Genomic DNA, 16,298 nt, shown 5'->3' with positions numbered 1-16,298 from the left:
CTTTCATGCGTGCAGACCCCGCTCAAGTGCAGACCTATACCGCCCAGATCGTGGCGGGCATGGCGGTTGAGGCTCTCGTGCGGTTGCTGCAATCGCAAGCGCAGACCATCGTTGAGCAGCAGCGGCAACTGGCGTGGTTCAGGCGACAGATCTTCGGCAGCAAGAGCGAACGGCTGCAGAGCGTGGCCGATGCGCAGCAACTTCATCTCGGCCAGATTCTGGGTGATCTGCCGATCCCGCCACAAGCCCCCGAGGCTGGACGCCAAGTGGCCGGGCACACGCGGCGCGCACGCACGACAGATTGTGCTGGCGACCAGGACGCGACGGCGTTCTTCGACGCCGAGCGGGTCGAGGTGCAGGTCATCCACCTGCCGTGCGCCCAGGCGCAGGGGTTGCGTGCCGAGGAGTACGAGGTCATCGGCGAGAAGGTCAGCTACCGCCTGGCGCAGCGCCCGGGCGCCTATGTGGCGCTCAAGTACGTGCGCCCGGTGATCAAGCGGCTCGACACCGCGACCCTGCACTGCGCGCCGGCGCCGGCCAGCGTGTTCGAGGGCAGCCGCGCCGACGTGAGTTTCGTCGCCGGCATGGCGGTGGACAAGTTCCGCTACCACCTGCCGCTGTACCGCCAGCATCAGCGGCTGGCCGATGCCGGCTTCAAGCTCAGCCGGGCCTGGTTGACCCAGCTCATGCAGCAGACTGCGGCGCTGCTCGAGCCCATCGTGGATGCGCAGCTGGCCTCGATCCTGGGCGGGCATGTGATCACGATGGACGAGACCCCGATCAAGGCCGGCCGCGCCGGGCCGGGGAAGATGAAGGGCACGTACTTCTGGCCGGTGTATGGCGAGCACGACGAGGTGTGCTTCCCCCACTTCGCCTCGCGCCGCCATGAGCATGTGAGCCAAGTTCTTGGACAGTTGCCCAGTGGCACGGTGCTGCTGAGCGATGGCTACGCGGCCTATGCCCGCTATGCGAGGCAGACCGGAGTCACCCACGCGCAGTGCTGGGCGCACGCGCGGCGCCTGTTCTTCGAGGCGCAAGACGCCGAGCCGCGGGCGGCCACGCAAGCCTTGCAGCACATCACCGCGCTGTACCGTATCGAGGCCGAGATCCGCGCCGCCGGGTGGGAGGGTGCGGCCAAGCTGGCGCATCGCGCCACCCACAGCCGGGCGCGGGTGCAGGCGTTCTTCGCCTGGGTCGAGCAGCAGTTCGCGCAGCAGGGCCTGCTGCCGAGCAATCCGTTGACCAAAGCGCTGGCCTACGTGCGAGAGCGACGGGCAGCGCTGTCAGTGTTCATCGATGACCCGGCGGTGCCCATCGACACGAACCACATCGAGCGCGCGCTGCGTCCGATCCCGATGGGGCGGCGCAACTGGCTGTTCTGCTGGAGCGAGGTCGGCGCACGCCATGTGGGCATCCTGCAAAGCCTCATCGCCACCTGCGTGCTGCAGGGTATCGACCCGTACACCTATCTGGTCGACGTGTTGCAGCGCGTGGGCCGACATCCCCAGTCCCGGGTGGTCGAACTCACCCCCAGGCTGTGGACGCAGCACTTCGGGCAGGACCCGCTGTGCTCGGACCTGGACAGGGCCGCGCCCCGATGACGCAGCGGATCTCCACGCGCATTGTTGCCCAGGCGATCCTCACCGTCGACCGCATGGATCTGCGCGCGCGCGAGGCGCTCGCCGACGAGATCCATGCGCACCAGCCCACGCTGCTTGCCAGTGTGCTGGTCCTGCCGCGCCTGGGCGCCAGGCTGGAGCAGGTCGAGATTATCCTCAACATCCTCTTCGTGGTGTACCAGGCGATGAAGATCAGCGGACATGCATGGCCGATGGTCTGCGAGGATCTGCAAGATCGCTGCCTCGACCGCCTCGTGGCGAAGATGCTCTTCCTCGACGGCTTGACCACGCTGCAGCAGGCGCAGGCGCTGCAGCAGCAGATCGACTCCCACGCCGAGCCCAACCTGCTGGCGTTCGTCTACAGCCGCCTGCAGGATCACGACCTGCTGGACGTGAAAACCGATGCGATCATGTTCATGCTTCTGGCAGCGGTGAACCTCACCGAGTGCGTCGCAGCAGTATGCCCATCGCACACCACCAAGGCGGTGCAGCGGCGCACTGCCCGACGCGTGAAGACTGCTGCCTGATGCTGCTGCATCTACCCACCCAATAGCTCGAGCGCAATCACGCCGCTGGCTGAACGCTTACACCTGAATCATGAGATCGACGCCGTCGCGGATGGCGTCGACGTTCTGGTCAGTTGCCATGAGATGCACGTTCACTTCAGGAAATTTCTCCAGAAAGCGCAACAGCACGGGATGCAGCACATGGCGGGCAAACGCCTTGGGCGCGCTGATGCAAAGCCGTCCATGCGGGGCGCCTGCCTGACGCTGCGCCACTTGCATGACGTCCTGCGCAGCACTGGCCAGTTCGCTGCAGTGGACGACAGCGGCGCTTCCTGCTTCCGTCAGGCGGAGTTGCCTTGTGGTGCGCTGAAGCAACCGCACGCCGAGTTCGCGCTCCAGCCGCGCTACCTGACGGCTCACGGCAGATGGCGTGGTACCAAGATGCCGCGCCGCTGCAGAAAAACTCCCCAATTCGGCGACGCGCAAGAACGCCACCATTTCCGGCAAGACGGTCAAAAACGAATTTGTTCCCACCACGCAATGATCCTGTTCCGGCTGAGGCCCTCGTCCGTTCGCCATGCCCACCCAACAATGGGCGACGGCACCATCTGACGCAGACGAATCGATGACAAATCCATTGGAACATCACCCAACCCCTTCTGCCTCGGCACACGCGCTGTGGCGCGCCCAATTCGGCGTGTCCGATGTCTTGCTGCTGATGGTTGCCGCTGTCTGGGGAGGCAGCTACGCCGTGACAAAGCAGGTGACGCTGCTGTGGCCGGTGCTGGACTTTCTGACATTGCGCTTCGGTCTGACCTGTCTTGTCCTGCTCCCGGCTCTGCGGCTCTTGTTCACCCCAAAAGGGCGCGGCGGGCTGGCGGTGGGGGGAATTCTTGGTGTCAACCTGCTGGCCATCTTTGTTTGCGAAACCTACGGTGTCACCCTGACGAGCGCGGCGAATGCCGCTTTGCTCATCAGTCTGTGCGTGGCGCTGACGCCGCTCACCGAGTGGCTGCTGCTCGGGCAAGCACCGTCCATGCTGACTTGGCGGGCGGTGGCGCTATCCGTCCTTGGAGCTGTCCTGCTGACTTCAACTGCGGGATTTGGGCGGCCAGGACTGGGAGACGTGCTCATCCTGCTCGCCGCCTTGCTGCGCGCCATCATGGTGACGCAAACCCGGAGACTTGCGACCCGCCACACATTGCCCGCGTTGACGCTGACTGCGCTGCAGTCCGCCGTGGTGACGCTTGGGCTGCTGGCGCTCACCATCATCCTGCATGGCCCGCACTGGCCTGCGCTTCCCAGGCAGATGAGTTTCTGGGGTGGCATGATGTTTCTGGTTTGTAAGCGTTCAGCCAGCGGCGTGATTGCGCTCGAGCTATTGGGTGGGTAGATGCAGCAGCATCAGGCAGCAGTCTTCACGCGTCGGGCAGTGCGCCGCTGCACCGCCTTGGTGGTGTGCGATGGGCATACTGCTGCGACGCACTCGGTGAGGTTCACCGCTGCCAGAAGCATGAACTTGATCGCATCGGTTTTCACGTCCAGCAGGTCGTGATCCTGCAGGCGGCTGTAGACGAACGCCAGCAGGTTGGGCTCGGCGTGGGAGTCGATCTGCTGCTGCAGCGCCTGCGCCTGCTGCAGCGTGGTCAAGCCGTCGAGGAAGAGCATCTTCGCCACGAGGCGGTCGAGGCAGCGATCTTGCAGATCCTCGCAGACCATCGGCCATGCATGTCCGCTGATCTTCATCGCCTGGTACACCACGAAGAGGATGTTGAGGATAATCTCGACCTGCTCCAGCCTGGCGCCCAGGCGCGGCAGGACCAGCACACTGGCAAGCAGCGTGGGCTGGTGCGCATGGATCTCGTCGGCGAGCGCCTCGCGCGCGCGCAGATCCATGCGGTCGACGGTGAGGATCGCCTGGGCAACAATGCGCGTGGAGATCCGCTGCGTCATCGGGGCGCGGCCCTGTCCAGGTCCGAGCACAGCGGGTCCTGCCCGAAGTGCTGCGTCCACAGCCTGGGGGTGAGTTCGACCACCCGGGACTGGGGATGTCGGCCCACGCGCTGCAACACGTCGACCAGATAGGTGTACGGGTCGATACCCTGCAGCACGCAGGTGGCGATGAGGCTTTGCAGGATGCCCACATGGCGTGCGCCGACCTCGCTCCAGCAGAACAGCCAGTTGCGCCGCCCCATCGGGATCGGACGCAGCGCGCGCTCGATGTGGTTCGTGTCGATGGGCACCGCCGGGTCATCGATGAACACTGACAGCGCTGCCCGTCGCTCTCGCACGTAGGCCAGCGCTTTGGTCAACGGATTGCTCGGCAGCAGGCCCTGCTGCGCGAACTGCTGCTCGACCCAGGCGAAGAACGCCTGCACCCGCGCCCGGCTGTGGGTGGCGCGATGCGCCAGCTTGGCCGCACCCTCCCACCCGGCGGCGCGGATCTCGGCCTCGATACGGTACAGCGCGGTGATGTGCTGCAAGGCTTGCGTGGCCGCCCGCGGCTCGGCGTCTTGCGCCTCGAAGAACAGGCGCCGCGCGTGCGCCCAGCACTGCGCGTGGGTGACTCCGGTCTGCCTCGCATAGCGGGCATAGGCCGCGTAGCCATCGCTCAGCAGCACCGTGCCACTGGGCAACTGTCCAAGAACTTGGCTCACATGCTCATGGCGGCGCGAGGCGAAGTGGGGGAAGCACACCTCGTCGTGCTCGCCATACACCGGCCAGAAGTACGTGCCCTTCATCTTCCCCGGCCCGGCGCGGCCGGCCTTGATCGGGGTCTCGTCCATCGTGATCACATGCCCGCCCAGGATCGAGGCCAGCTGCGCATCCACGATGGGCTCGAGCAGCGCCGCAGTCTGCTGCATGAGCTGGGTCAACCAGGCCCGGCTGAGCTTGAAGCCGGCATCGGCCAGCCGCTGATGCTGGCGGTACAGCGGCAGGTGGTAGCGGAACTTGTCCACCGCCATGCCGGCGACGAAACTCACGTCGGCGCGGCTGCCCTCGAACACGCTGGCCGGCGCCGGCGCGCAGTGCAGGGTCGCGGTGTCGAGCCGCTTGATCACCGGGCGCACGTACTTGAGCGCCACATAGGCGCCCGGGCGCTGCGCCAGGCGGTAGCTGACCTTCTCGCCGATGACCTCGTACTCCTCGGCACGCAACCCCTGCGCCTGGGCGCACGGCAGGTGGATGACCTGCACCTCGACCCGCTCGGCGTCGAAGAACGCCGTCGCGTCCTGGTCGCCAGCACAATCTGTCGTGCGTGCGCGCCGCGTGTGCCCGGCCACTTGGCGTCCAGCCTCGGGGGCTTGTGGCGGGATCGGCAGATCACCCAGAATCTGGCCGAGATGAAGTTGCTGCGCATCGGCCACGCTCTGCAGCCGTTCGCTCTTGCTGCCGAAGATCTGTCGCCTGAACCACGCCAGTTGCCGCTGCTGCTCAACGATGGTCTGCGCTTGCGATTGCAGCAACCGCACGAGAGCCTCAACCGCCATGCCCGCCACGATCTGGGCGGTATAGGTCTGCACTTGAGCGGGGTCTGCACGCATGAAAGCATTGTGCCCATGGCAAAGCCCGAAGGGAATCGGGCTTTGCCACATTGCAAAACCCGTTATCGCCACTCCACGTGTCGATGCCGCTTGAACTGCCGCGTCACCTGCAGCCCCTCGAGCAGGAGCTTGAGCGCGGTGAAGTCGATCTCGGCGCTGCGCTGCCCGCCCCAGTCGCGCACAAAGCGGCCGGCCTCCAGCCGTTTGCTCCACACGCACCAGCCGCTGCGATCGAAGTACAGCACCTTGATCTGGTCAGCCCGACGGTTCGCGAACACGAACAGATGCCCGCCCAGCGGGTCGACCTCAAAGCCCTGGCGCGCCAGCGCGTACAGCCCGTCGTAGGACTTGCGCATGTCGGCAGGCTGCCCATACAAGAAGACCCGGATGCGCCCCTCAGGAAAGAACATCAGCGGCGCACCAGATGCAGGCTCATGCCGCCGCCCAGGTCCAGCCGCAACTCCATGGGCGCATGCATGCCGCCGGTACCGACTTCGCCCAACTCGATGAACCCCGCGGCACGCTGCTCCATACGCCCAGTCTTGGCCGTCACGGGCGCAGCCTTCACCTTGCCCGACAGCCGCTCACGCCAGCGCCGATAGCTGCTCACACACACTCGCTCCTGCCGACAAAAGCTCTTGAGCGTCAGCCCCGAGGCCGGGAAACGCTCAATCACGTCGCGCCAGCACGCCTCGTCCAGGTGCCGCCGCCGCTTGACCTCGGCCACCTCTGCCGCGTCGTTCTCCATCTCGAATGTCTCCTCATCCCTGCGATGGGAAACATTCTTCGTGGGATCCGAAACGAACGAAAGAACGCCGCTGGCTTACCGGTTACTCTGGTTTTGCTCTGCACGATATTCGCTTTTTCGCGCAGAACTATGCGGCAGCTCGCACCAGTCCAAGCCGAGTGTCGTTGTTGATGGGCAGCGAGCCGGTATTCGGCGCCCTGTTTGCCGTACTCTGGCTGGGCGAGCGGATGACCCTGCTGGGTTGGGTGGGCGGGGCCTTGATGGTGCTGGCTGCGTGGTATGCCACGCGCAGGCCCGCAGTGGTCGGTGCGTAGAGCGGCTATGCAGACTTTCCGTCTCGCGTCCAGAGCTTCGCGAGCCCGTGCGCAGCCAGCGCGCAAACCAGGCCCACCAGGGCGCCGCCCAGGACGTCTGCCGGAAAATGCGCCCCCACCGCGATGCGCGACCAGCAGACCCACAGCACGAAGATCCACAGCAGCGCACCCCAACGCCGTGGCAGCGAAAAGGCGAAACTCGCCGCAAGAACTGCGGCGAACGCTGCGTGTCCGGACGGAAAGCTGTGGACGAACCTGGGCTCGCCCAGCACATGCACCGCCTGCGCACCGAGCACCGACAGCGGCCGGGGAAAGTTGGCCAAGGGTTTGAGCAGGCCATAGATCGCCAGATAAAGCAGCAGATTGGCCCAGGCATAGACCAGCACGCTGCGCACCGGCAGCACGCGCGGCCAGCGCATGGCAAGGGTCAGCGCCAGGCCCATATAGACCGGCAGCAGATGGTGATCAGCCAGCGCTGTTCCCAACCGTGCGGCGTTGTTCCACACCGCGTTATCGCCCGCGTGGTTGATGGCGAGGAACAGCCGCGCGTTCCAGCCGTTCCAGGCGTACCAGGGAGATTGCGGGCTGAGCATCACATCACCCCGAGCGCAAACAGCCAAAGCCCCACACCGGCGGCGGCGCTGACACCGGCCAGTGCGAACAGCCATTTGCGGCGGGTGAGCGCAGTGATCGAGGCCAGCGAGATCGCGATCTGCAGGAAGATCAGCGCACGCGCCATGTCGGTGTGCGGGCGGTTCATGCGCGCGGATTCGGCGTCGGCCTTTTTCGACTCGGCCTCGAGCGATTCGGCCAATGCGCGGATCGATTGTTTCTGTGCCTTGTATTTCGCGATGGATTTTTCGAACTCGGCATGCTTTTCTGCCGGAGTGAGCTGGATGGCAAGTTCCATCAGGTGTTGCTTGGTACTGGCGGCTTGGTAGTAATTCCACTGATCGGTCGCCTGCGCCTTCTTCAGCACGGCTTCGTTCTTGTAGAGCACGACCTCATTCATCAAGTGACTGCCCTGATAGCTGACGATGGCGCCCAGCGCCGCCAGCAGGGCGGTGAAGATGGCGACCCACTGACTCAGGCCGTGACCCTCGTGGTGCGCTGCCTCTTCAAGCTGTTCTTCGTGGGGCGCGTGGACATGCAGACCGGTTTCGCTCATGGTGTGTGGAGGATATGTCGTGGAACGTCAGCCAGATGCTGCCGACTCAGGACGAAACAGAAATCAGGCGGGTGCCAGCCAGGGCATCATGCAGGTATTGCCGATCCTTGCGCAGCAGGCTTGTAGCGGCCCAGAGCAGCACACCGGCGCAAATCAGCAGGCTCATGTTCCGGGGGCCGAGATGCAGCGCGGCGGAAAGCGCCAGTGCGGGCAGTATCCACAGCCAGCACAGCAACGCGCGCCAGAGCGCCCGCCCCACGCTGAGGGCGGTGCCCGCGGTGGTGACCACCCGAATGCGCCAGGTTTTCATGGGCAGCGTCTGGCGGCCGGCGCTCCAGAACCACGTGCCATATGCCGTGAGCACGGTGAACTCGGACCACTGCATGATGGGGCGGAGCACATGCGGGTTTTGTTCGGCGCCGAGGAGATGCAGTACAAAAACAACCAGGGCTGCGGCAAACAACGCAATGCCGAGCAGGATCAGCCCCTCGTAAACCAGACAAGCCAGACGCCGACGCAGCGGCGGGGCGATCAGCATGGGAGTCCGGGTTGCTGCGGAGTCTGCAGAAGCCATTCCATCAAACGCGGACGCCATTCAGTGTGCCGGACAGCGCAGCGGATCGGCGCAGGGCACGGCGCTGGAGGCTGCAGGCAACGGTCGGGAGGCCGACTTCACGGGCGGTGCCGCAGCGGTCGACTTTGCAGCAGGTGCGGGCGCATGCGCCTTGACCGGGGCGGGTGGCAAGTTGTTGTCGCGCTTTTGTTTTTCCTGCAAATACTTGCCGACCTGGCCAGGGTGTGGTTTGGGATGCCGCGCTTCTTCCTTGAGGCGTTCGCGCTCGGACTCCGGCAATTTTTTGTAGGCCTCCCAGGCTTCGCGTCGGCTTTGGACTGGCGCTTTTCCTGTGGAGAGAAAGGTTTCCCGGGCCAGACGCCGCTTTTCCGGGCTGAGATGCGCCCATTCATTCATTCGGCGCTGCAGGATTTGTTGCTGCTCCGGGCTCATTGCGGGATAGCGCGCGGCAATGTCCAGCCATTTTTTCTTGCGGTCGCGGTCGAACTCATGCCAGTCGGCTTGCAATGGCGACAGGATCTGCTGCTGCGCCGGGCTGAGCTGCTTCCAGGTCGGTCTGGCCTCGGCCGCATGCACCGCGTGGCTGCAGACCAATAGAACCAGGAGGCCGGAAAGGAACAGCAGGCGTGCAAGCAGCAGCCGCGTTCGCAAGGTGCGCGAGGAACTGAGCCGGAACGTCATCAGCGTTCCTGTTTGAGGAAACGGGCAAATCCAGGGTCGGCGTAGGCAGCGGGCGGAAGCTCTCCCAGCAGCAAGGCCGTGTCGATATCGGCCGTGACGCGGATGAATTTTTCCTGCTGATAGTCCTGCAGAGCCAGCAGGCCTGCGACCAGAACGAGCAAAGGCAGCACCGCGCTGGTGCGGAACAGCCACGCCTTCCACTGGAACGGGCCGGTGAGCGTCAGGGTGTGACCCTGTTGGACTGCGGTCTGCGCCATTGTGGTGCGCGCCTGATCGAGGGCCATGAGCCGCAGGGCCTTGAGGCGCTCGGATTGTTCGGGCGTGATCTGCTGCTCGGCCAGATGCAGGCGGGCAGCAAGCTGCTGCGAAAGGCGGGCTTCCACTGTGGTGCGCAGCGTGTCGGGTGCGTCGGTTTTCATGCGTAGCCTTGTGCTTTCAGGGCGCGCGCCAGAGAGTGAATGGCGCGCGAGCAATGCGTTTTGACGCTGCCTTCGGAACAGCCCATGGCTTGGGCGGTTTCGGCAACGTCGAGTTCCTCCCAATAACGTAACAAAAACGCTTCCCGTTGACGCGCGGGCAAACGCGAGATTTCTGTTTCCAGATGTTTGAGGACTTGCATCCGCTGCAACTGGGTATCCGCCCCTTCGAGATGCTCGCTGACCTGTTCCAGATCCAGCGTCTCCAGCAAATCGAATTCCCCATCGCCGTCCTGGGTTTCGAAGTCCGACAGATTGCTGAACAGGGCGCTGCGCACCTTGCGCTTGCGGTGCCAGTCGAGAATGGCATTGGTCAGAATGCGCTGGAACAGCAGCGGCAGTTCGTTGCGTGGCTTGTCGGCGTATTTGGTCGCCAGGCTGATCATCGCCTCCTGCACCAGGTCCATGGCGGCATCGTCGTCACGCGTGGAGAACGCGGCGCGCAGATAGGCGCGTTTGTCGATGCTGGCGAGAAAATCGTTGAGTTCTTGTTCAGTGGCCATCGCGTCGGACGCTGTGCGGCCCGTATGGATGAGAAACAACTGATCATTATGCCGTGGTGCATGACGCACGCAAACAAGGCGCTCCAGCGCAAGAGAGGTGCATGCGTCTTGCCGCCAGCGCCTGCGCGTCGTGTGGCTGTTTGGCTGAAAAATCACATGCCACATTGTGAGCCATGCTGCGCTGCACTACACTACTTCGTTCCGTTCAGTCTGAACCTCCTTGCAGCAAAAGGGCGAAGCGCCATTGGCGTGGCCTGCTGCACCCACAACGTTCCTGATTGCACGCGTATCTCGAAGGCCTGCCACAAGCGGGTGCGGAGGGAGACCTGAAGTCTTTCGTCAGAGAAATTCACAAGGTGAACTCATGGAAATGAACCGCGCAGAACACAAGTCGGCCGCAACGGCTGCATCCAAGTCCAACGCGCCTGCCGCGCAGGAACTCACTGGGGCCGAAATCCTGGTGCGCTGCCTCCAGGAAGAGGGTGTCGAATTCATGTGGGGCTACCCCGGCGGGGCAGTGCTCTACATCTACGACGAGCTTTACAAGCAAACGACCATTCAGCATGTGCTGGTGCGGCAGGAAGCCGCTGCCGTGCACGCGGCCGATGCCTATGCGCGCGCCACCGGCAAGGTCGGCGTGGCGCTGGTCACCTCCGGCCCCGGAGCAACCAATGCCATCACGGGCATTGCCACGGCGTACATGGATTCGATTCCGATGGTCATCATCACCGGGCAGGTGCCGACCACGGCCATCGGCCTCGATGCCTTCCAGGAATGCGATACCGTGGGCATCACCCGCCCGGTGGTCAAGCACAACTTTCTGGTGAAAGACGTGCGCGACCTGGCCACGGTGATGAAAAAGGCGTTCCACATCGCCCGATCCGGGCGTCCCGGACCGGTGGTGGTGGATGTGCCCAAGGACGTGTCGCGCCACACCACGCACTTCGAGTATCCCAAGTCGGTGGAAATGCGCTCGTACAACCCGGTGCGCAAGGGCCACGGCGGACAGATCCGCAAGGCGGTGCAGCTGCTGCTTTCGGCCAAGCGCCCCTACATCTATACCGGCGGCGGGGTGGTGCTCGCCAATGCTTCGCCCGAGTTGCGCAAGCTGGCCGATCTGCTGAAGTATCCCTGTACCAACACGCTGATGGGCCTGGGCGCGATGCCCGGCGAAGATCCGAAATTTCTCGGCATGCCGGGCATGCACGGCACCTATGAGGCCAATATGGCGATGCAGCACTGCGACGTGCTGCTTGCCGTGGGTGTGCGCTTCGACGACCGGGTGATCGGCAATCCAGGGCACTTTGCCCAGGTGCAGCGCAAGATCGTGCACATCGACATCGATCCGTCTTCCATTTCCAAGCGGGTGAAGGTCGACGTGCCCATCGTTGGCGATGTCGGTGAAGTGCTGCAGGAGCTCATTGATCAGCTCGAACAAGCCTTCAAGGCCGGCAACAAGAACGACGGCGGCGCTCTGGCGGCCTGGTGGGCGCAGATCGAGGAATGGCGCAAGCGCGATTGCCTGGCTTACGAGCATTCCACCGAGGTCATCAAGCCGCAGGCGGTGATCGAAACGCTCTACGAGCTGACCAAGGATCGCGAAACCTATATCTGCTCCGACGTCGGGCAGCACCAGATGTGGGCGGCGCAGCTCTACAAATTCCCAGAGCCGCGTCGCTGGATCAACTCCGGCGGCCTGGGCACCATGGGCGTGGGGCTGCCCTACGCCATGGGCATCAAGCTGGCCAAGCCAGAGGCCGAGGCGGTCTGTGTCACTGGCGACGGCTCGATCCAGATGAACATCCAGGAGCTGGCCACCTGCCTGCAATACGGCACGGCGGTGAAGATCATCCTGCTCAACAACCGCTATCTGGGCATGGTGCGGCAGTGGCAGGAGATCGAGTACGAAGGCCGCTATTCGCATTCCTACATGGACTCGCTGCCGGACTTTGTCAAACTCGCCGAGGCCTATGGGCATGTCGGCATCAAGGTGGACAAGCCCGAGGAACTGCGCCCTGCGCTGGAGAAGGCGTTTGCGCTGAAGGATCGCACGGTGTTTCTCGACATCGCGGTCGATCCGACCGAGAACGTCTGGCCGATGGTGCAGGCGGGCCGCGGCATTACCGACATGCTGCTCGGATCGGAGGATCTTTAAGGCAGTTCAGCCGCGCTGGACGGCCTGGAGCGCAGCGACCGTGTCTGACCGGATGCGGCCGTCTGCGGATCGGGCGGTGTGCGCATTTCGCTTTGCCCTGCGGCGTTGCAGCAGGGCGCTTTCCCATCAATCTCGCAGCAGCCAGGCGACGCTTACCGGCGCCGCACGAAGCCTGCGCAGAGGAGTGACACCATGAAACACATCATTGCAGTTCTGCTGGAAAACGAAGCGGGGGCCCTGTCTCGCGTGGTGGGCCTGTTTTCCGCCCGTGGCTACAACATCGAGTCTCTCGTGGTTGCGCCCACGGAAGATGCCTCGCTGTCGCGCATGACCATCGTCACCAGCGGCTCGGAGGATGTGATCGAGCAGATCACCAAGCACCTCAACCGCCTGATCGAAGTGGTCAAGGTGGTCGACCTCACCGAGGCCTCGTTCATCGAGCGCGAGCTCATGCTCATCAAGCTGCGCGCCGTGGGCAAGGAGCGCGAGGAGATCAAGCGCATGTCCGATATTTTTCGCGGCCACATCATCGACGTGACCGACAAGTCCTACACCATCGAACTCACGGGCGATGCCGCCAAGCTCGACGCCTTTATCCAGGCGGTCGATGCCACGGCCATCCTCGAAACCGTGCGAACCGGCAGTTGCGGGATTGGCCGCGCCGAACGTATCTTGCGCGCCTGAACGCCGGCCGCGCACTCTTTCCCTTTTCTTTTTCCCTCTTTGCATGTGGACGCGTTTCGACGCGTGCAGTGCACAAATCTCTTACAGCAGGAGCCAACATGAACGTGTATTACGACAAAGACGCCGATCTCTCCCTCATCAAGGGCAAGAAGGTCACCATCGTGGGATATGGCTCGCAAGGCCATGCGCACGCCCAGAACCTGAATGACAGCGGCGTGAAAGTCACTGTCGGCCTGCGCAAGAACGGTGCGTCCTGGGACAAGGCCAAGAAGGCCGGCCTGAAGGTGGCCGAAGTGGAGAAGGCCGTTGAAGGCGCCGACGTGGTCATGATGCTCATGCCCGATGAAAACATCGCCGAGGTCTATCGCAACGCGGTCGAGCCGAACATGAAGAAGGGCGCCGCGCTGGCGTTCGCGCACGGCTTCAACGTGCACTATGGCCAGGTGCAACCCCGCGCCGATCTCGATGTCATCATGATCGCCCCCAAGGCCCCGGGTCACACCGTGCGCAGCACCTACACCCAGGGTGGCGGTGTGCCCCACCTGATCGCCGTGCATGCCGACAAGTCCGGCAAGGCGCGCGATCTGGCGCTGTCCTACGCCGTGGCCAATGGCGGTGGCAAGGCGGGCATCATCGAGACCAATTTCCGCGAGGAAACCGAAACCGATCTGTTCGGTGAGCAGGCCGTGCTGTGCGGCGGGACCGTGGAGCTGATCAAGGCAGGTTTCGAAACCCTGGTCGAGGCGGGTTACGCGCCGGAAATGGCCTATTTCGAGTGCCTGCACGAACTCAAGCTCATCGTCGACCTGATCTACGAAGGCGGCATCGCCAACATGAACTACTCCATTTCCAACAATGCGGAGTACGGCGAGTACGTCACCGGGCCGAAGGTCGTGACCGAGGACACCAAGAACGCCATGCGTCAGTGCCTGAAAGATATCCAGACCGGTGAGTATGCCAAGAGCTTCATCCTGGAAAATCGCGCCGGCGCGCCCACTCTGCTATCACGCCGCCGCTTGACCGCCGATCACCAGATCGAACAGGTCGGCGAGAAGCTGCGGGCGATGATGCCCTGGATCAAGGCGAACAAGCTGGTTGACAAGTCCAGGAATTGAACACCTCTTTTTTCAAGTACGACACCCGGCGGAAGCCGGGTGTCGTACTTGAGGTCCCGGCTTTGCCGTCCGCTTGCTTGCTGGGCGACTAAACTCTCACCATGACTTACCCCCATCCCATTCTCGCCCGCGAAGGCTGGCCGTTCATTGCCAGCAGTGTCCTGCTCTCCGTCATCGTGTGGGCGCTGGCAGGGTTCTGGTGGTCCTTGCCACTGTGGTTGCTGAGCCTTTTTGTCATTCAGTTCTTCCGTGATCCGGCGCGCCCCATCCCGACGGATCCCCTCGCCGTGCTCAGCCCGGCGGACGGTCGCATCGTCGCCATCGAGCCTGCGTTCGACACCTACGCGCAGCGTGATGCGCTGAAAATCAGCGTGTTCATGAACGTGTTCAATGTGCATTCCAACCGTGCTCCGGTCGACGGAACGCTGCGTGCAGTGCAGTACTTCCCGGGAAAATTTTTCAATGCTGATCTCGACAAGGCGTCCGAACAAAACGAACGCAACGCCTTGGTGATCGACAGCGCCGGGCGCGTGGTGACCGCAGTGCAGGTTGCAGGGCTGATTGCGCGGCGTATCCTTTGCTATGTGAAGGCGGGAGAGGGCTTGCAGCGTGGACAACGCTTTGGCTTCATCCGCTTCGGCTCGCGGGTGGACGTTTATCTGCCACTGGGCTCGCAGTCGCGCGTCTCGATTGGCGACAAGGTCTATGCAAGCAGCACCATTCTGGCCGACCTGGCAGCCTGAGATGGCGACCGTGCATCGGCCTGACTCCAGCGAAGCCCGCCATGTCGCGTAACGTGTCGCACTTTCCGCAGCAAGATGCCCGCTCCGCGGTGACTGGGCAGGCTCCGGATCCGGAAACGAGAGTCCCTGCCGAACCGCACAACCAGTCCCCGTGTCCCGACGAGGATCCGACACATCGTCGCAGACGCGGTATCTATTTACTGCCCAATTCCTTCACTGCTGCGGCCCTGTTCTGCGGTTTCTATGCGATTGTCATGGCCATGAGCGGCCGCTACGACTCTGCCGCGACGGCAATCTTTGCGGCCATGGTGCTCGACAGCCTCGACGGGCGTGTGGCGCGCATGACCAACACCCAGAGCGAGTTCGGCGCGCAATTCGACTCGCTCGCTGACATGGTGTCTTTCGGCGCAGCGCCTGCATTGATCGTTTACGAGTGGTCCCTGCGCGGTCTGGGCAAACTGGGATGGGTGGCTGCCTTTGTGTATTGTGCTGGCGCTGCCTTGCGTCTGGCGCGTTTCAACACCAACGTGGCCGTGATCGACAAGCGTTATTTCCAGGGTTTGCCCAGCCCTGCGGCTGCCGCATTGGTCGCCGGTTTTCTCTGGATCATGACAGACGCTGGCGTGCAGGGCGCCCATGTTTCGTGGTTCAGTTTTGTCATCACGCTGTTTGCGGGCATCACCATGGTGACCAATGTTCCGTTCTACAGCTTCAAGGACGTGAGTTTTCGTCGCAGTGTTCCGTTCATCAGCATCTTCCTGATCGTTTTGTTGATCGGCTTGATTGCCTATCAACCACCGCTGGTCTTGTTTGGTCTGTTCGTGCTGTATGGGATCTCGGGGTATGTGGTGTATGTCTGGCACCGCATCAAAGGCCGCCCGGTGAGTGTGATCGCCACCTCCGTGGACGAGCCGGACGAACGCGGTTTGCATTGAGCACGTGCAGGCTATTGACAAACAGTTCAATCCTCGCAACAATAACGGTTTTACGCGGGAATAGCTCAGTTGGTAGAGCGCAACCTTGCCAAGGTTGAGGTCGCGAGTTCGAGCCTCGTTTCCCGCTCCAGATTCTCGAAAAAAAGGGAAGCCAAGCTTCCCTTTTTTGTGCTCGGTGCGCGTGGACTTGGCCCAGCAAGATCGATGTGCACAGATCCTGGCCCGACGCAGCAAACCGGGACGTTTTTGCGTACGATCTCGCTCCTGTTGCGCAAAAGCCCATCACCCGGCGGGGTGGCAGAGTGGTTATGCAGCGGCCTGCAAAGCCGTCTATGCCGGTTCGATTCCGACCCCCGCCTCCAATATCCAGCGCTGCTGCTTGCCCGGATGGCGAAATTGGTAGACGCAGCGGACTTAAAATCCGCCGCCTTCCTGAAAAGGGGCGTGCGGGTTCGACCCCCGCTCCGGGCACCAGGGTTGACGCGCCGTTGCCAGATGGGTCCGCGGGTTCCCCGTTGATCCTCCTGCGAGA

General features: G+C 63.2%; 19 protein-coding genes, 3 tRNA genes and 1 pseudogene. 12 read left to right on the top strand and 11 right to left on the bottom strand.

What is annotated here, in order from left to right; genetic code table 11:
* Nucleotides 1-5: 5 nt before the first annotated feature.
* Complete coding sequence (gene tnpC, locus AC1ZQA_RS11555; protein WP_482676861.1) at nt 6-1,601, top strand: IS66 family transposase; 1,596 nt, start codon at nt 6-8, stop codon at nt 1,599-1,601.
* On the top strand, nt 1,598-2,146 hold the full coding sequence (locus AC1ZQA_RS11550; protein WP_482676860.1) for a hypothetical protein: 549 nt from the start codon (nt 1,598-1,600) through the stop codon (nt 2,144-2,146). Before tnpC (AC1ZQA_RS11555) ends, AC1ZQA_RS11550 begins: the two co-directional genes overlap by 4 nt.
* A 57-nt stretch (nt 2,147-2,203) precedes the next feature.
* Here the strand turns inward: AC1ZQA_RS11550 and AC1ZQA_RS11545 are convergent, their stop codons facing one another.
* Nucleotides 2,204-2,623, bottom strand: coding sequence for a LysR family transcriptional regulator (locus tag AC1ZQA_RS11545; protein WP_482679322.1), 420 nt, complete (start codon nt 2,621-2,623; stop codon nt 2,204-2,206).
* Nucleotides 2,624-2,750: 127 nt separating this feature from the next.
* Here AC1ZQA_RS11545 and AC1ZQA_RS11540 point away from each other — a divergent pair, with 127 nt between their 5' ends.
* Nucleotides 2,751-3,518, top strand: a complete 768-nt coding sequence (locus tag AC1ZQA_RS11540) for an EamA family transporter (protein ID WP_482677033.1) — start codon at nt 2,751-2,753, stop codon at nt 3,516-3,518.
* Between the two features lie 11 nt (nt 3,519-3,529).
* Here the strand turns inward: AC1ZQA_RS11540 and AC1ZQA_RS11535 are convergent, their stop codons facing one another.
* The 4 genes from AC1ZQA_RS11535 to tnpA form a co-directional block, all read right to left on the bottom strand.
* Nucleotides 3,530-4,078, bottom strand: coding sequence for a hypothetical protein (locus tag AC1ZQA_RS11535; RefSeq protein WP_482677032.1), 549 nt, complete (start codon nt 4,076-4,078; stop codon nt 3,530-3,532).
* A complete protein-coding gene (gene tnpC / locus AC1ZQA_RS11530; RefSeq protein WP_482676861.1) occupies nt 4,075-5,670 on the bottom strand; it encodes an IS66 family transposase in 1,596 nt (531 codons plus the stop codon). The genes AC1ZQA_RS11535 and tnpC (AC1ZQA_RS11530) overlap by 4 nt, the downstream gene beginning before the upstream one ends.
* 62 nt (nt 5,671-5,732) lie before the next feature.
* A complete protein-coding gene (gene tnpB, locus AC1ZQA_RS11525) occupies nt 5,733-6,080 on the bottom strand; it encodes an IS66 family insertion sequence element accessory protein TnpB (RefSeq protein ID WP_482676862.1) in 348 nt (115 codons plus the stop codon).
* The gene (tnpA, locus tag AC1ZQA_RS11520) at nt 6,080-6,418 is read right to left on the bottom strand and encodes an IS66 family insertion sequence element accessory protein TnpA (RefSeq protein WP_482676863.1); all 339 of its coding nucleotides are present in this window, start codon (nt 6,416-6,418) and stop codon (nt 6,080-6,082) included. The genes tnpB and tnpA overlap by 1 nt, the downstream gene beginning before the upstream one ends.
* 87 nt (nt 6,419-6,505) lie before the next feature.
* Between tnpA and AC1ZQA_RS11515 the strand changes: the two are divergent.
* A pseudogene (locus tag AC1ZQA_RS11515) lies at nt 6,506-6,732 on the top strand (EamA family transporter); the annotation flags it as partial.
* Between the two features lie 5 nt (nt 6,733-6,737).
* Here the strand turns inward: AC1ZQA_RS11515 and AC1ZQA_RS11510 are convergent.
* Genes AC1ZQA_RS11510 through AC1ZQA_RS11485 form a run of 6 tightly spaced genes read right to left on the bottom strand, consistent with a single transcriptional unit; the run spans nt 6,738 to nt 10,134 of the window.
* On the bottom strand, nt 6,738-7,325 hold the full coding sequence (locus tag AC1ZQA_RS11510; protein WP_482677031.1) for a phosphatase PAP2 family protein: 588 nt from the start codon (nt 7,323-7,325) through the stop codon (nt 6,738-6,740).
* Complete coding sequence (locus AC1ZQA_RS11505; RefSeq protein WP_482677030.1) at nt 7,325-7,900, bottom strand: DUF4337 domain-containing protein; 576 nt, start codon at nt 7,898-7,900, stop codon at nt 7,325-7,327. The genes AC1ZQA_RS11510 and AC1ZQA_RS11505 overlap by 1 nt, the downstream gene beginning before the upstream one ends.
* A gap of 46 nt (nt 7,901-7,946) precedes the next feature.
* Nucleotides 7,947-8,438, bottom strand: coding sequence for an RDD family protein (locus tag AC1ZQA_RS11500; protein ID WP_482677029.1), 492 nt, complete (start codon nt 8,436-8,438; stop codon nt 7,947-7,949).
* 57 nt (nt 8,439-8,495) lie between these two features.
* A complete protein-coding gene (locus AC1ZQA_RS11495; RefSeq protein WP_482677028.1) occupies nt 8,496-9,155 on the bottom strand; it encodes a DUF3106 domain-containing protein in 660 nt (219 codons plus the stop codon).
* On the bottom strand, nt 9,155-9,574 hold the full coding sequence (locus AC1ZQA_RS11490) for a DUF3619 family protein (protein ID WP_482677027.1): 420 nt from the start codon (nt 9,572-9,574) through the stop codon (nt 9,155-9,157). Before AC1ZQA_RS11490 ends, AC1ZQA_RS11495 begins: the two co-directional genes overlap by 1 nt.
* Nucleotides 9,571-10,134, bottom strand: a complete 564-nt coding sequence (locus tag AC1ZQA_RS11485) for an RNA polymerase sigma factor (protein ID WP_482679321.1) — start codon at nt 10,132-10,134, stop codon at nt 9,571-9,573. Before AC1ZQA_RS11485 ends, AC1ZQA_RS11490 begins: the two co-directional genes overlap by 4 nt.
* A 364-nt stretch (nt 10,135-10,498) precedes the next feature.
* Between AC1ZQA_RS11485 and AC1ZQA_RS11480 the strand changes: the two genes are divergently transcribed.
* From AC1ZQA_RS11480 to AC1ZQA_RS11445, 8 genes are all read left to right on the top strand, one after another.
* Nucleotides 10,499-12,289, top strand: coding sequence for an acetolactate synthase 3 catalytic subunit (locus AC1ZQA_RS11480; RefSeq protein ID WP_482677026.1), 1,791 nt, complete (start codon nt 10,499-10,501; stop codon nt 12,287-12,289).
* Nucleotides 12,290-12,481: 192 nt separating this feature from the next.
* Nucleotides 12,482-12,973, top strand: a complete 492-nt coding sequence (gene ilvN, locus AC1ZQA_RS11475) for an acetolactate synthase small subunit (protein ID WP_482677025.1) — start codon at nt 12,482-12,484, stop codon at nt 12,971-12,973.
* 98 nt (nt 12,974-13,071) lie between these two features.
* Entirely contained in the window at nt 13,072-14,088 is a 1,017-nt protein-coding gene (gene ilvC, locus AC1ZQA_RS11470) for a ketol-acid reductoisomerase (protein ID WP_482677024.1), read from the top strand.
* A 101-nt stretch (nt 14,089-14,189) separates the two neighbouring features.
* The gene (locus AC1ZQA_RS11465) at nt 14,190-14,831 is read left to right on the top strand and encodes a phosphatidylserine decarboxylase (protein WP_482677023.1); all 642 of its coding nucleotides are present in this window, start codon (nt 14,190-14,192) and stop codon (nt 14,829-14,831) included.
* Nucleotides 14,832-15,022: 191 nt separating this feature from the next.
* Complete coding sequence (gene pssA, locus AC1ZQA_RS11460) at nt 15,023-15,766, top strand: CDP-diacylglycerol--serine O-phosphatidyltransferase (protein ID WP_482679320.1); 744 nt, start codon at nt 15,023-15,025, stop codon at nt 15,764-15,766.
* A gap of 54 nt (nt 15,767-15,820) precedes the next feature.
* A tRNA-Gly gene (locus AC1ZQA_RS11455) sits at nt 15,821-15,896 on the top strand.
* Nucleotides 15,897-16,054: 158 nt separating this feature from the next.
* Nucleotides 16,055-16,128 (top strand) — tRNA-Cys (locus AC1ZQA_RS11450).
* A 19-nt stretch (nt 16,129-16,147) separates the two neighbouring features.
* Nucleotides 16,148-16,240: transfer RNA gene (locus tag AC1ZQA_RS11445), tRNA-Leu, on the top strand.
* The last annotated feature ends 58 nt before the right edge of the window (nt 16,241-16,298 follow it).

This window comes from Thiomonas sp. DCM-2, assembly GCF_056820905.1.
This window is presented reverse-complemented; position numbering and strand designations above follow the sequence as displayed.

Coding starts and splice junctions, on each gene's coding strand:
- tnpC (WP_482676861.1), top strand. CDS start 6: ATGCGTGCAGACCCCGCTCAAGTGCAGACCTATACCGCCCAGATCGTG.
- AC1ZQA_RS11550 (WP_482676860.1), top strand. CDS start 1,598: ATGACGCAGCGGATCTCCACGCGCATTGTTGCCCAGGCGATCCTCACC.
- AC1ZQA_RS11545 (WP_482679322.1), bottom strand. CDS start 2,623: ATGGTGGCGTTCTTGCGCGTCGCCGAATTGGGGAGTTTTTCTGCAGCG.
- AC1ZQA_RS11540 (WP_482677033.1), top strand. CDS start 2,751: ATGACAAATCCATTGGAACATCACCCAACCCCTTCTGCCTCGGCACAC.
- AC1ZQA_RS11535 (WP_482677032.1), bottom strand. CDS start 4,078: ATGACGCAGCGGATCTCCACGCGCATTGTTGCCCAGGCGATCCTCACC.
- tnpC (WP_482676861.1), bottom strand. CDS start 5,670: ATGCGTGCAGACCCCGCTCAAGTGCAGACCTATACCGCCCAGATCGTG.
- tnpB (WP_482676862.1), bottom strand. CDS start 6,080: ATGTTCTTTCCTGAGGGGCGCATCCGGGTCTTCTTGTATGGGCAGCCT.
- tnpA (WP_482676863.1), bottom strand. CDS start 6,418: ATGGAGAACGACGCGGCAGAGGTGGCCGAGGTCAAGCGGCGGCGGCAC.
- AC1ZQA_RS11510 (WP_482677031.1), bottom strand. CDS start 7,325: ATGCTCAGCCCGCAATCTCCCTGGTACGCCTGGAACGGCTGGAACGCG.
- AC1ZQA_RS11505 (WP_482677030.1), bottom strand. CDS start 7,900: ATGAGCGAAACCGGTCTGCATGTCCACGCGCCCCACGAAGAACAGCTT.
- AC1ZQA_RS11500 (WP_482677029.1), bottom strand. CDS start 8,438: ATGCTGATCGCCCCGCCGCTGCGTCGGCGTCTGGCTTGTCTGGTTTAC.
- AC1ZQA_RS11495 (WP_482677028.1), bottom strand. CDS start 9,155: ATGACGTTCCGGCTCAGTTCCTCGCGCACCTTGCGAACGCGGCTGCTG.
- AC1ZQA_RS11490 (WP_482677027.1), bottom strand. CDS start 9,574: ATGAAAACCGACGCACCCGACACGCTGCGCACCACAGTGGAAGCCCGC.
- AC1ZQA_RS11485 (WP_482679321.1), bottom strand. CDS start 10,134: ATGGCCACTGAACAAGAACTCAACGATTTTCTCGCCAGCATCGACAAA.
- AC1ZQA_RS11480 (WP_482677026.1), top strand. CDS start 10,499: ATGGAAATGAACCGCGCAGAACACAAGTCGGCCGCAACGGCTGCATCC.
- ilvN (WP_482677025.1), top strand. CDS start 12,482: ATGAAACACATCATTGCAGTTCTGCTGGAAAACGAAGCGGGGGCCCTG.
- ilvC (WP_482677024.1), top strand. CDS start 13,072: ATGAACGTGTATTACGACAAAGACGCCGATCTCTCCCTCATCAAGGGC.
- AC1ZQA_RS11465 (WP_482677023.1), top strand. CDS start 14,190: ATGACTTACCCCCATCCCATTCTCGCCCGCGAAGGCTGGCCGTTCATT.